The organism is Rhizobium sp. 05N49 (assembly GCF_056396805.1).
Map to the genome: position 1 here is coordinate 25,656 of NZ_JBFTME010000009.1, position 12,445 is coordinate 38,100.

Annotated in this window: 13 protein-coding genes; 7 read left to right on the plus strand and 6 right to left on the minus strand. The window is 60.9% G+C overall.

The window, feature by feature from the left end; all coding sequences use genetic code 11:
* Positions 1-134: 134 nt before the first annotated feature.
* The 5 genes from AC1DF8_RS18920 (at position 135) to AC1DF8_RS18940 (ending at position 5,252) form a co-directional block, all read left to right on the plus strand.
* Positions 135-1,937, plus strand: a complete 1,803-nt coding sequence (locus AC1DF8_RS18920) for an ABC transporter transmembrane domain-containing protein (protein ID WP_478154435.1) — start codon at positions 135-137, stop codon at positions 1,935-1,937.
* 137 nt (positions 1,938-2,074) lie between these two features.
* Entirely contained in the window at positions 2,075-3,064 is a 990-nt protein-coding gene (locus tag AC1DF8_RS18925) for a tripartite tricarboxylate transporter substrate binding protein (protein ID WP_113211975.1), read from the plus strand.
* A 168-nt stretch (positions 3,065-3,232) separates the two neighbouring features.
* A complete protein-coding gene (locus AC1DF8_RS18930) occupies positions 3,233-3,421 on the plus strand; it encodes a YegP family protein (protein WP_029869175.1) in 189 nt (62 codons plus the stop codon).
* Between the two features lie 231 nt (positions 3,422-3,652).
* On the plus strand, positions 3,653-3,994 hold the full coding sequence (locus tag AC1DF8_RS18935) for a YciI family protein (protein ID WP_113145569.1): 342 nt from the start codon (positions 3,653-3,655) through the stop codon (positions 3,992-3,994).
* Positions 3,995-4,001: 7 nt separating this feature from the next.
* On the plus strand, positions 4,002-5,252 hold the full coding sequence (locus AC1DF8_RS18940; protein ID WP_478154436.1) for an RNA polymerase sigma factor: 1,251 nt from the start codon (positions 4,002-4,004) through the stop codon (positions 5,250-5,252).
* Here AC1DF8_RS18940 and AC1DF8_RS18945 read toward each other — a convergent pair.
* The 3 genes from AC1DF8_RS18945 to AC1DF8_RS18955 all read right to left on the minus strand — a co-directional run bounded on the left by AC1DF8_RS18945 (position 5,233) and on the right by AC1DF8_RS18955 (position 8,279).
* Complete coding sequence (locus tag AC1DF8_RS18945) at positions 5,233-6,264, minus strand: peptidoglycan -binding protein (RefSeq protein WP_478154437.1); 1,032 nt, start codon at positions 6,262-6,264, stop codon at positions 5,233-5,235. The two genes, AC1DF8_RS18940 and AC1DF8_RS18945, sit on opposite strands and share 20 nt — an antisense overlap.
* 3 nt (positions 6,265-6,267) lie before the next feature.
* Entirely contained in the window at positions 6,268-7,365 is a 1,098-nt protein-coding gene (locus tag AC1DF8_RS18950) for a MotA/TolQ/ExbB proton channel family protein (protein WP_112545034.1), read from the minus strand.
* A 113-nt stretch (positions 7,366-7,478) separates the two neighbouring features.
* Positions 7,479-8,279: an inositol monophosphatase family protein gene (locus AC1DF8_RS18955; RefSeq protein WP_029869239.1), complete on the minus strand. Its 801-nt coding sequence runs from the start codon at positions 8,277-8,279 to the stop codon at positions 7,479-7,481.
* Positions 8,280-8,491: 212 nt separating this feature from the next.
* Between AC1DF8_RS18955 and AC1DF8_RS18960 the strand changes: the two genes are divergently transcribed.
* On the plus strand, positions 8,492-9,070 hold the full coding sequence (locus tag AC1DF8_RS18960) for a TetR/AcrR family transcriptional regulator (protein WP_478154438.1): 579 nt from the start codon (positions 8,492-8,494) through the stop codon (positions 9,068-9,070).
* A 70-nt stretch (positions 9,071-9,140) separates the two neighbouring features.
* Positions 9,141-9,881 (plus strand): 3-oxoacyl-ACP reductase family protein, encoded by a 741-nt coding sequence (locus tag AC1DF8_RS18965; protein ID WP_112968828.1) that lies wholly within the window; start codon positions 9,141-9,143, stop codon positions 9,879-9,881.
* A gap of 53 nt (positions 9,882-9,934) precedes the next feature.
* On the opposite strand, the gene AC1DF8_RS18970 is transcribed toward AC1DF8_RS18965, so the two are convergent.
* The 3 genes from AC1DF8_RS18970 to AC1DF8_RS18980 are packed head-to-tail and all read right to left on the minus strand — an operon-like array spanning position 9,935 to position 12,406.
* Positions 9,935-11,032: a protein-glutamate methylesterase/protein-glutamine glutaminase gene (locus tag AC1DF8_RS18970; RefSeq protein ID WP_112968827.1), complete on the minus strand. Its 1,098-nt coding sequence runs from the start codon at positions 11,030-11,032 to the stop codon at positions 9,935-9,937.
* Positions 11,033-11,042: 10 nt separating this feature from the next.
* Positions 11,043-11,897 carry a CheR family methyltransferase gene (locus tag AC1DF8_RS18975; RefSeq protein ID WP_112968826.1) on the minus strand — a complete coding sequence of 285 codons (855 nt, stop codon included), beginning with the start codon at positions 11,895-11,897 and terminating at the stop codon, positions 11,043-11,045.
* 32 nt (positions 11,898-11,929) lie between these two features.
* Positions 11,930-12,406, minus strand: a complete 477-nt coding sequence (locus tag AC1DF8_RS18980) for a chemotaxis protein CheW (RefSeq protein WP_029869063.1) — start codon at positions 12,404-12,406, stop codon at positions 11,930-11,932.
* Positions 12,407-12,445 lie beyond the last annotated feature (39 nt).

Consider the following 12,445-nt stretch of genomic DNA (forward strand, 5'->3'; position numbering starts at 1 on the left):
GATTGAATAAATGAAGCCGCAGTCGTGAAGGCTACGGCTTCCCATTAGGATGCGGTGCCTATACATGAAGGGCGCCGGGATAACAAGGGCCAAGGAGCCGCAATACGCGGTCTTTGAGGGCGATCGGAGACAATTTGGCAGAGCAGGCAGAACTTGGGGAGAAGAGGTCGCGTTCGCTGAAGCCGCTCGGCAGGTTGACACCTTATGTGGCACGCTACCGTGGCATGGTGGCCGGTGCCCTGATTGCGCTGGCGCTGGCGGCTGTGACTTCGCTTGCCATACCGCTCGCCGTGCGCCGCATGATCGACCACGGCTTCACGCAGGCCGACGGCACCTTCATCAACAGCTATTTCGCCATGATGATGATCATGGCCATCGTGCTCGCGATTGCCAGCGCTCTGCGCTACTATTTCGTCATCACCATTGGGGAGCGCATCGTTTCGGATCTGCGCCGCGATGTCTTCTCGCATGTCACGCGGCTCTCGCCCTCTTTCTTCGACGTCAACCAGTCGGGCGAGATCGTCTCGCGGCTGACGGCCGATACCACGCAGATCAAATCCGCCGTCGGCGCCACCGCTTCCGTGGCGCTTCGCAACCTGATCCTCTGTATCGGCGCGCTCGGCATGATGATCGTCACCTCGCCAAAGCTTTCCAGCCTCGTCATCGTCGCGATCCCCGTCATCGTCTTTCCGCTTGTTGCCGGCGGCCGTTCGGTGCGCAAGCGCTCCCGCGCCGCACAGGATACGCTGGCAGAAGCTTCCGCCTTCGCCAATGAGACGATCGCCGCAACCCGCACCGTGCAAGCCTTCAACGCCGAAACCATTGCAGCGGACCGCTACGGCTCGGCTGTGGAATCGGCCTATCAGGCCGCACGTTCTGCCGTTTCCTCCCGCGCCCTGCTGACGGGCATCGCCATCACCCTCATTTTCGGCAGCGTGGTCGCCGTTCTCTGGTTTGGCGCCCACAGCGTCCTCGCGGGTACACTTTCGGCCGGCACGCTCGGCCAGTTCCTGCTCTATGCGGTCATCGCAGCCGGCTCACTCGGCGCACTGTCGGAAGTCTGGGGCGAGCTTTCGCAGGCAGCCGGTGCCGCTGATCGCCTGACCGAGCTTCTCGATGAAGTTTCGCCGATCGCCGCGCCCGCAAACCCGCAGCCACTCCCCTCGCCCGCCCAAGGCCGCGTGGAATTCGACGGCGTGCATTTCGCCTATCCATCCCGTCCTGGCAAGTCAGCTCTGCATGGGTTGGATTTCACGGTCCTGCCGGGCGAAACCGTTGCGATCGTCGGCCCATCCGGCGCCGGCAAGAGCACCGTCTTTTCGCTCTTGCTGCGCTTCTACGATCCGCAACAGGGCAGCGTGAAGATCGATGGCGTCGACGCCCGCCAGGCCGATCCGGACGCCTTGCGCCAGCGCATAGCCATCGTGCCACAGGATGTGACCATCTTCGCCTCCTCGATCCACGATAATATCGCTTTTGGCGTTCATGGCGCGACGCGCGAGCAGGTTCGCGCAGCGGCAATCGCCGCGCAGGCCGATGAATTCATCAACCGGCTGGAAAAGTCTTATGAGACGCAGGTCGGCGAACGCGGTGTCACACTGTCCGGCGGTCAGCGCCAGCGCATCGCCATTGCCCGCGCGATCCTGAAAAATGCACCGATCCTTCTGCTGGACGAGGCGACTTCGGCGCTTGATGCAGAGAGCGAAACGCTTGTGCAGAGAGCGCTTGACGGGCTTATGCATGGCCGCACCACTGTTGTCATCGCCCACCGTCTCGCCACTGTTCTCAAGGCCGACCGCATTCTCGTCATGGATCAGGGACGTGTCGTAGAGGAGGGCACGCATCAGAGCCTGATCCGAAACGGCGGCATCTATGCGAAACTCGCCCGCCTGCAATTCGATGCGGCCAACGAGGATGTGCTGGCAGCCGCCAAATAGCTGCCTCATACCCCCATCGCGACTAAAGTCTGATCGCGACAGCCTTCCCACTCGGTTGCCTTTGCTGGAACCTGCCCTAACCTTCCCATGCTCAAGGTAGGGGTCTTTGCTGTTGAAATCGATGGGAGGAGATTCGAATGGCGCTTTCTGATATTCTCAGTCGCATAAGTGTGGCACTTGGACTTGGCCTGATCGCAGCCGCGACTGGTACGGCCGCATCAGCCCAGACTTTTCCCGATCGTTCCATAACCATGGTCGTGCCGTTCGCCGCCGGAGGCTCGACTGACGTCGTCGCGCGTATCGTCGCGCAGAAAATGTCCGAAGATCTCGGCCAGCAGGTCATCGTGCAGAATGTTGCGGGAGCCGGCGGCAATCTCGGCGCTGATAACGTCGCGCGCGCCGCGCCGGATGGCTATACGATCCTGATGGGCACCGTCGCCACCCACGCCCTCAATCCGCTGATCCTGAAATCGACGCCCTATGATGCCGAAAAGGATTTCGCACCGGTTTCATTGCTCGTGGTTGTTCCCAATGTCCTGGTGGTCAATCCGGAACTGCCCGCAAAGAATGTGCAGGAGCTGATTGCGCTCCTGAAAGCCGATCCGGACAAATACAGTTATGCTTCATCCGGTAACGGCACGCCGCTGCATCTTTCCGGCGAACTTTTTAAAAGCATGGCGGGCGTCGACATGCAGCATATCCCCTACAAGGGTGCGGGGCCTGCATTGAACGACGTCATCGGCAATCAGGTACCGATCATGTTCGACAACCTGCCCTCGTCGTCGAGCCACATCAAGGCCGGTACGCTCCGGGCACTCGCCGTCACGACCGCCGAACGCGCGCCATCCTTCCCTGATATCCCGACTATCGCGGAATCCGGCATTCCAGGATACGAGACCTATACGTGGAACGCACTCTTTGCGCCGGCCAACACACCGGCCGATGTGATTACTCGCCTCAACGCCTCCGCCAACAAGGCGCTGACCGATCCGGCCGTCGCCGGGCGGATGAAGGAATTTAGTGCAACCATCGTCGGCTCTACACCGGAGGAACTCGGCGCCCATGTGAAGGCCGAGCTTGCGAAATGGAAACCGGTCGTAGACGGCGCCCATATCCAGATGGAATGATCTTTGCGAAAGGGACAGCATGCGGCCAGCCCTTCTCTCGCGCCCGATCCAACCGGCGGCAATTGGACGCCATACAATGGAATTCTAATTAAGGTGGTGGAAAAGCTCACAATTCTGGGCTAGCCTTCTGAAAGCTGATGCACGATTTCAGCTTACCAGGAGGGATCCATGTACAGATTTGAAGTTTACAAGGATAAGGCCGGTGAATTCCGCTTCCGCTTCAAGGCGTCGAACGGCGAGACCATGTTCTCGTCCGAAGGCTACAAGGCGAAAGCATCCGCGGTGAACGCCATCGAATCCATCAAGAAGAATTCGCCCGGCGCGGAAGTGGTGGATCAGACAAAGGCGGACGCTTGACTGGAAGCGGAGGCGGCATCAGTCGCCTCCAGCACCTCCCGCTCAGCGCATTTCTCGCGCCCATTTCGGTGTGATCGATTTTTTTCGGCCGCAATGTCGAAATGAAGACGACTGAGACCTCATTGTTTCGGAACGGCTCGAAGCCGCGCCACCGAAGCATTGCAGCTTGGGCAAATTCGGCCTTACATGCTGCTTGCCCGGTCAAACCCATCAGAGGATCAGGAGTTTCCGATGCAATACGCACTTATCATCCGTGAATCTGCAGAAGACTTTGTCCGCCGTAACGACCCCGCCTATCGCGATGGCTGGACGGCCTACACCAAAGCCCTGGTGCAGGCAGGGATCTTGACCGCCGGCGCCGGCCTGACCCCGCCTGAGACCGGCACGATCGTACGTCGGAAAGGCGAGGACCATGATGTGCAGGATGGTCCCTATCCGGAAGGCAAGGAACAGCTTGGCGGCTTCTACGTGATCGAGGTACCAGATCTCGATGCCGCGCTCGAATGGGCCACGCGCGTGCCCGTCTCCGAACGGGGTTCGGTGGAAGTACGGCCGCGGCTGCAATTCGCGTGAGGCCGTTGTGACATCAGATGCGGGCCGTGTCGCCGAAAGGGTGGCACGGCAATCCTATGGCAAGCTCATCGCCTTTCTTGCCGCTCGCTCCCGCGATGTTCCGGCAGCGGAGGATGCCTTGTCTGATGCGCTGGCGGCTGCGTTGCGGGTCTGGCCCGAGCGCGGTATTCCCGACAATCCCGAGGGCTGGCTGCTCACCGCAGCCCGCCGCAACCTCATTCAGGCTGCCCGTCACCGAACCGTGCACGATAATGCCAGTGAAACCATTGCGCTGGCCATCGAGGAAGCTGAGGAGCGTTTGAACGATGCACGAAACGCAGACTTTTCCGATGAGCGGCTGAAGCTGCTTTTTGCCTGTACACATCCAGCGATCGATCGGTCCGTTCACACGCCGCTGATGCTTCAGACGGTGCTCGGCATTGACGCGAAGACAATCGCACAAGCCTTCGTAATCTCGCCGGATGCCATGAGCCAGCGCCTGGTGCGGGCCAAGATCAAGATCCGCGACGCCGGCATTCCGTTCGCCATCCCTGAGCGGCAGATCCTGACCGATCGGCTGGCGGGCGTACTCTCGGCAATCTATGCCGCCTATGGGCTCGGCTGGGATGGGCTCGATGGCGAGGAAGACAATCGCACAGGTTTGACCGGCGAGGCGATCTGGCTTGGCCGCGCTCTCATGACCATGCTGCCTGAGCAGCCGGAGGTTATCGGGCTCCTCTCATTGATGCTTTATTGCGAGGCGAGAAGGCGCGCACGGCGTGATGCCGATCGCACCTACATACCGCTTGAGGAGCAGGATACCGGTCTCTGGAACGAAATCATGCTGGCGGAAGCCGATACGTTGCTGCGCAAGGCGGGCACCTTCGACCGTTTCGGTCCGTTCCAGTGCCAGGCGGCGATCCAGTCCGTCCACGCTACGCGTCGCCGGACGGGCACGACGGATTGGAAGGCGCTCATTACCCTCTACCGGGCGCTCATCGAGATGAAACCGACACTGGGCTCAAAGGTCAGTCATGCCGCCGTCATTGGCAGGGTCGACGGCGCGGCTCCGGCCATCGCCCTGTTGGACGGGCTGGAACGACGGGGCGTCGCCAGCTACCAGCCTTACTGGGCCGTGCGGGGACATCTATTGGCAGACCTCGGTGAAAGCGATGCCGCGGCAGAAGCCTACAGGATGGCGATCGGGCTCAGCGACAGTCCCGCCGTCCGCACCTTCCTCACTGGCAAGCTTCAGGCCGTTATTTCTCGGTCAGCTTGAGCTCGATACGACGGTTGGTGGCACGCGCCTCCGGGGTATCGCCCGGTGCGATCGGCTGGAATTCGCCAAAACCTGCCGCAACGAGCCGGTCTGCGGGCACACCCTGCGCGATCAGGAACTTCACGACCGAAATCGCGCGGGCGGATGAAAGCTCCCAGTTGTCCCGGTAACGACCTGAGCCTGAGAGCGCGACATTGTCCGTATGGCCATCGACGCGCAGCACCCAGTTGATTTCAGGTGGAATTTCCTTGGCGAGGTCAAGCAGCGCGGCTGCAAGCTTTGCCATTTCCGTCTGGCCGTCCGGATTGAGGTCGGCGCCGCCGGATGGAAACAGGACTTCAGATTGGAAGACGAAACGGTCGCCGACGACGCGGATGTTCTCGCGATCCGACAGGATTTCGCGCAGGCGTCCGAAGAAGTCCGACCGGTAGCGGTTGAGTTCCTGTACGCGGGCAGCCAACGCCACGTTCAGGCGGCGTCCGAGATCGGCGATCTTTGTCTGCGACGTCTGATCCTTCTCCTCGGAAGCCTGCAGTGCAGCCTCGACAGCTGCGATCTGACTGCGTAGCGCCGCAATCTGCTGGTTGAGGAGCTCGACCTGGCTGAGGGCACGGTCGCTCACCTGCTTCTGCTCATCAAGCTGCTGCGTCAGCGTTCCGACCTGCTGCTTTGCCGCATCCTGCCCGCCAGCACCAGCGCTGAGTAACGCTTGTAACCGCGTTCGCTCGCCCTCGGCACTCGCAAGCGACGCCTGCAGATTGGCGACGGAATCCTGAAGGTCCTGATTGCTGCCCTTTTCCAGCGCCAGCAATTGCGTGAGCTCGTTGATCTGGCCGTTCAGACGCGTCAGCACTTCGTCCCGACCGCTGATTTCGCGACTGAGAATGAACTGGCCGACAACGAACACTGTGAGAATGAACATGATGGCAATGAGCAGCGTCGACAGCGCATCGACGAAGCCCGGCCAGTAGTCCACCGCGCGTTGGTGGCGACGGTTGCGGCCAAGAGGCATGGCTTACTTGCCCTCGCTCTTTTCGACCTGGCCGGATCGTTCCCGCGCTCTGTCGCTGCCGCGGTCATGCACGCCAATGCGCTCGGCCAGCCGGTCGAGCGTACGCCGCATCGCCTTAGCTTCGTCCTGCTGCACTTCGATCCAGTCGCGCAGCATCTGCTGCTCGTTGCGCATATTCTTGACGAGGCCCTGGATGCCTTCGGCAAGGCTTGCCATGGCGGCAACCGACCGTTGGCTCGTGGGGCCACCGTCTTCGGCAACCTTGCGCAGATATTCCGAAAGCGCCTTCATATCTTCCGACGAGCCGCCGGAGACGCCATCGAGCGCCGGCACCGGAATATCCGAGCCGACATCGGTAACAGAGGAGAGCCAGTTCTCCAGCTCCGTATAGAAACGGTTCTGTGCACGCCCGGCCTGCAGATCGAGGAAACCGAGGATCAGCGAACCCGAAAGACCGAGCAGCGAGGACGAGAAGGCCTGGCCCATGCCGGACAGTGGCGTCGCGAGCCCCTCCTTAAGCGTCGAGAGTACATCGCCCGTGCCGTTCGAACCGGCATCGAGAGACTGGATGACCGAGCTGATCGAGCCGATCGTGCCGATTAGACCCCAGAAGGTACCGAGCAGGCCGAGGAAGACGAGCAGGCCGATCAGATAGCGCGAAACGTCGCGCGATTCGTCGAGACGGTTGGCAATGGAATCCAGAATGGAGCGCAACGCCGTGGTCGACAATGCAACACCCGACTTGCGGTTGCCGATCAGCGCCCTCATCGGCGCGAGCAGCCGCGGATTGCGGTTCACCTTCTCGACGCTGCCTGCGGCGCGGAAGGAATTGAACCAGCGCACTTCCGGACGAAGCGACAGCACGTGATTAAAAACGAGAATGATTCCAACGGCAAGAACACCGAGGATGAGGCCGTTGAGGCCCGGATTGTGCATGAAGGCGGTTTGAGTCTGGCGGAACAGGATCGCTGCTATGAAGCCGACGATGATAAGGAACAACACCATCGTCCAGAAGAACGACATGGGACTGGAGAGTTTGTAGGCGTAGCCACCGGCCGTCTTCTCAGTGGAGCCGAACTCGGCCGCATTCACATTTTCCATAGGTTCCTCGGCCTCCGGATTCATTGCAGCCGGAGACTAGATCAACATTGTGCCGAATTGAAGTATGCACCGCGGAAAAGCGGGACTTTACAACAGCCTGTTTCCGATACCCGTCAGCGGGTCGGAACCGGTCGCTTGACGACTTCCATCAGCGCCTTCTGGATATGCTCGTTGCCGGCGATGATCGAGCCCGTTTCCAGGATCGACGCGCCGCCATCCCAGTCGGTCGCAAAACCGCCGGCTTCGCGGATGAGCAGAATGCCGGCTGCCATGTCCCAGGGCGACAGTGCCGTTTCCCAGAAGCCGTCGAAACGGCCGGCGGCCACATAGGCAAGATCGAGCGAGACTGCACCCATGCGGCGAATGCCGGCGACTTCGCCCATGACGTGTCGGAGTTCGATCAGGAATTTGCCGTGATTGCCACGGCCGAGATGCGGCACGCCGCAACCGATGACACTGTCGGAAAGCACCCGGCGCGAGGCGACACGCAGGCGGCGGTCATTGAGGAACGCGCCGCCGCCACGCTCTGCCGTGTAGAGCTCATCCGTCGCCGGATTGAAGACCACACCCGCGACGATCTCGTTGTTGCGCTCGAGCGCGATGGAAACGGCAAAGGCCGGGATACCATGCAGGAAGTTGGTGGTGCCGTCGAGCGGGTCGACGATCCAGCGGTGCGCACCGTCGGTGCCCTTGATCTCTTCGCTCTCCTCGCCCAGGAAGCCATAGGTTGGACGAGCCTTGAGAAGCTCCTCCTTGACGATCTTCTCTGCCTTGCGGTCGGCATTCGAGACGAAGTCGCCCGGCCCCTTCACCGATACCTGCAGGTTCTGCACTTCCCCGAAATCACGCCCCAGCGACTTGCCTGCCTTGATGGCAGCCTGAACCATGACATTGAGAAGAGCTGAACGGGCCATGTGGGCATTTTCCTTGGATAATACGGGACGCGCTGTCAGGGGCGGGATATGTCCCTGAACGCCGAAAGCGACAGCGCTGCATAGATTGGCGGCCTCAAGACCACAAAATCAGGAAAATTTCAAGGGGAATGCCGCATGGCGGGGTTGCAACAGCAAAGGATAGTTCCCAAATAATTCTGGACAGATCAGTCTTGAAAGATAATTGAGGCGTTATGGCAAGGCATAAGGAATTCGATCGCGACACCGCGCTCAAGGCGGCCATCACCGTGTTCGCCGAACACGGCTACGAAGGCACCTCGACGGATGCGTTGCTGTCGGCCATGAAGATCAGCCGGCAAAGCATGTACGATACTTTCGGCGACAAGCGCAGCCTCTATCTGGCAGCGCTCGACCGCTACAATACCGATAGCGTCTCTCAACTCGTGGCCGACCTGGACCGCGATACGACACCATTGGAAGCCTTGGAGGAGACGCTCATCGCCTTTGCCTCCCGCCCCGAGACCGAAGCCGGCCGTGGCTGCCTCGGCGTCAGCGCCGTATGCGAGTTCGGACGGACGGACAGTGAAATCTCCGCCCTGACCGACCAGGCATCCCGCCGGCTTTCATCCGCCGTGAAGACGATCCTTGAGGAAGGAAAGAAACGGGGCGAGGTCGCAGATGAAGTCGATACCACCGATGCCGTGCAGTTCCTTGGCTCGACCCTCTCAGGCATGAAAGTCAGCGCGCGCAACGGTGCCTCCCCTGAAGCGCTCCGCGGTATAGCCCGTCTCGCCATTCGAAGCCTCCGGTAAAACCGGAAGTCCAAACTCGATTCCGCATGTTCAATTCTAGACTAAACAATCCAGAAAGAAAGGAACTACAATGTCCCAACCACTTGCCGGCAAGATCGCCCTCGCAACCGGTGGCTCGCGTGGTATCGGTGCCGCAATCGTCCGCCGTCTCAGCAGCGACGGCGCGATCGTTGCCTTCACCTATTCCGCCTCCGACGATAAGGCAAAGGCCATCGTTGCCGAAATCGAGGCGAAGGGCGCGAAAGCACTGGCCATCAAGGCTGACAGTGCCGATCCGAAAGCCGTTCAGAACGCGGTCGATCAGACCGTCTCGGCATTCGGCGGCATCGATATTCTCGTCAATAGCGCCGGAATTCTCATGCTGAATTCAGTAGAGAATTTTCCCCTCGAAGACTTTGACCGCATGTTCGCAGTCAACGTCCGCGCCGTCTTCGCGGGCACGCAGGCAGCCGTGCGCCACATGAAAGCGGGCGGACGGGTCATCACCATCGGCAGCATTGCCGCCGACCGCAGCGGTTTTCCGACCTCGTCGGTCTATGCCATGACCAAGGGGGCGGTCGCTGCCATGACACGTGGCCTTGCCCGCGATCTCGGCCCGCGCGGTATCACCGTGAACAATATCCAGCCGGGGCCGACGGCGACGGACATGAACTCGGACGAGACAGGCCATGAGCGACTGAAGCAGTTGATGGCGCTCGGGCGCATCGGCGAGGATAAGGAAATCGCCAGCTTCGCCGCCTATCTCGCGAGCCCGGAAGCGTCCTTCATCACCGGCGCCAGTCTGACGATCGATGGCGGATATCTCGCCTGAAGCCACAAGAGCGGCGGCGCGATGCGCTGCCGCTCTTGCATTCAATTCGGAATTCAAGACTTCTGCTGTGTGATCAGCACTTCGCGGGCGATCTGGTCGAGCGGCAGGATACGGTCGACGCCGCCCTTGGCGATCGCTTCCTTCGGCATGCCGAAGACGACCGAACTCGCCTCGTCCTGGGCAACCGTGTAGGCGCCGGCCTGATGCATTTCCAGCATGCCGCGCGCACCATCGTCCCCCATTCCCGTCATGATGATCCCCATCGCGTTCGACCCCGCAGAACGGGCAGCGGAACGGAACAGCACATCAACGGACGGACGGTGGCGGGAAACCAGCGGGCCGGGTTTGACGGATACGTAATATCGCGCGCCCTGACGCTCCAGCAGCATGTGCTTGTCGCCCGGCGCGATCAGCACGTGACCGCGCAACACCGGATCACCATCGGCCGCCTCCTTGACCTCGACTTCACAGAGACCGTTGAGACGTTTGGCGAATGCTGCGGTGAACTTCTCCGGCATGTGCTGGACGATGACCATGCCTGGCGCATTGGCCGGCAGCGCTTCCAGAAATTCGCGCAGGGCTTCCGTTCCGCCCGTAGAAGCACCGACGCAGACGACCATTTCAGTTGTCTTCGCCATTGCCCGACCGCTTGGCGGCGGCAGCATCGCATCGGCCGTCAGCTTCTTGGCCGGCCCTTCCGCCGAGGCCGAGCGGACGCTTCCCGCAGCACGGCGCGTATTGGCAAGCCGCGCATGCGAAGCGCTCTTGACCACTTCGCGGATGCGCATGGCATCGTCTGCCAGGCTATCCGCCGCTCCGATCTTCGATTTCAGGATGATATCGACGGCACCCGCCTCAAGCGCCTGCAGCAGAGTTTCCGAACCCGCCTCCGTCAGCGAGGAGCACATGACGACCGGAATCGGTCGTTGCGACATGAGCTTTCGCAGGAAGGTGATGCCATCCATGCGCGGCATCTCGACATCCAGGGTGATGACGTCAGGGATCTCTTCCTGGATCTTGCGCGCCGCCATGAATGGATCGGAGGCGACGGCCATGACTTCGATCTCCGGGTCTTCTTCCAGAACCCGTGTCAGCGTCTGCCTGACGCTGGCGGAATCGTCGATGATGAGGACGCGGACTTTCTTGGCCATAGGACCCCTCTCAGATGCGCTGGAACACCGTGTTCGAAACCTGCTTCAGGGGAAGGTCGAAGCCGGTAATCGATTCCGAGTGACCGATAAACATGTAACCGCCTTTCGCCAGGCAGCCGCAGAGACGGGTGAGCACACCGGCCTGCGTCTGCTTGTCGAAGTAGATCAGCACGTTGCGGCAAAAGATCAGGTGCATCATGTCGCCGACAGGATATTTCTCATCCATCAGGTTCATGCGGGCGAAGCCGACACGGCTGCGCAGCTTCGGCGAGATCCGAACTTCACGGCGGCCCTGCTGCTTGGCAACCATAACATATTTCTTCTGCAGGTCGCGCGGCACCGGGGCGACCAGATCCTCTGCATAAATGCCCCGGCGCGCCGTCTGCAGGACATCGGTGGAGAGATCAGTCGCGAGCACATTGTAGGACACGTCGCTGCGGCTCTCGACGAATTCAGCCAGCACCATTGCCATCGTGTAGGGCTCGGCGCCGGTCGAGCACGCAGAACTCCATGTGCGGATCGTGCGCAGGCCGCTGTCGGCAAGCGTCGGCAGGGCGACGGTCTGCATATATTCGAAATGCTTGGCTTCCCGGAAGAAGTCGGTCTTGTTGGTCGTTACGACATCGATCAGGTAGATGGTCTCCTGATCGAGGCCCCCCTCGTTGAACAGGAAATCGCAATAATCGTCGAAGCTCGCATGGCGCGTGGCGCGCAGGCGCCGGCGCAGCCGACCCTCCAGCATCGTCAGCTTCGTCGGCGGCATCTTGATGCCGCTATAGTCGTAGATGAACCGCGCCAGCTTGTCGAAATTACGCTTGCTGATCCTGTCGCCCGGCAACTGGGCTTCTACCGCTGCCATACTCATAACACGCAACACTCCGGGTAGTCTTGAGGGCCTCAGGCGGCCGATTGCAGGACAGAGGCGTCCTCGCGCGACAGAAGCCGGGCAAGGTCGACGATGACAACGAAGCCGTTCTCACGGCGCACCACGCCTGCAATGTAATCCGATCGCCAGCGTACGCCGATATCGGGCGCAGCTTCGATCTGGTCGCGGCGGAACGGCGTCACTTCGAAAACGCGGTCGGCAACGAGGCCGAGCGTCAGAAGGCGATTTTCCATGGGAACGTCGAGAACCAGCACACGCGTATGCGGCGTCGGCACTGTCTTCGACATGCCGAGCTTCAGGCGCAGGTCGATCGTCGGGACGCCCTGTCCGCGCACATCGCGCAGACCGAGCAGATAGTCGGGACCGTTCGGAATCTTGAATGCTTCGGCGTAGTCGAGGATTTCGCGCACCACCTCAACCGGAACGGCGAAGATCTCCTCGCCGAGGCTGAAGGTCACGAATTGAGCTTCCAGAGATGTTGTCGCCATGATCAACCGCTTTCCTTGGATTCGGGCGGCCCCATTATC

What these genes read in the sequence shown, in the direction of transcription:
- AC1DF8_RS18950 (WP_112545034.1), bottom strand. Translation starts at nt 7,365, where the DNA reads ATGGAAAATGTGAATGCGGCCGAGTTCGGCTCCACTGAGAAGACGGCC.
- AC1DF8_RS18975 (WP_112968826.1), bottom strand. Translation starts at nt 11,897, where the DNA reads ATGAGTATGGCAGCGGTAGAAGCCCAGTTGCCGGGCGACAGGATCAGC.
- AC1DF8_RS18925 (WP_113211975.1), top strand. Translation starts at nt 2,075, where the DNA reads ATGGCGCTTTCTGATATTCTCAGTCGCATAAGTGTGGCACTTGGACTT.
- AC1DF8_RS18935 (WP_113145569.1), top strand. Translation starts at nt 3,653, where the DNA reads ATGCAATACGCACTTATCATCCGTGAATCTGCAGAAGACTTTGTCCGC.
- AC1DF8_RS18970 (WP_112968827.1), bottom strand. Translation starts at nt 11,032, where the DNA reads ATGGCCAAGAAAGTCCGCGTCCTCATCATCGACGATTCCGCCAGCGTC.
- AC1DF8_RS18955 (WP_029869239.1), bottom strand. Translation starts at nt 8,279, where the DNA reads ATGGCCCGTTCAGCTCTTCTCAATGTCATGGTTCAGGCTGCCATCAAG.
- AC1DF8_RS18980 (WP_029869063.1), bottom strand. Translation starts at nt 12,406, where the DNA reads ATGGCGACAACATCTCTGGAAGCTCAATTCGTGACCTTCAGCCTCGGC.
- AC1DF8_RS18965 (WP_112968828.1), top strand. Translation starts at nt 9,141, where the DNA reads ATGTCCCAACCACTTGCCGGCAAGATCGCCCTCGCAACCGGTGGCTCG.
- AC1DF8_RS18930 (WP_029869175.1), top strand. Translation starts at nt 3,233, where the DNA reads ATGTACAGATTTGAAGTTTACAAGGATAAGGCCGGTGAATTCCGCTTC.
- AC1DF8_RS18945 (WP_478154437.1), bottom strand. Translation starts at nt 6,264, where the DNA reads ATGCCTCTTGGCCGCAACCGTCGCCACCAACGCGCGGTGGACTACTGG.
- AC1DF8_RS18960 (WP_478154438.1), top strand. Translation starts at nt 8,492, where the DNA reads ATGGCAAGGCATAAGGAATTCGATCGCGACACCGCGCTCAAGGCGGCC.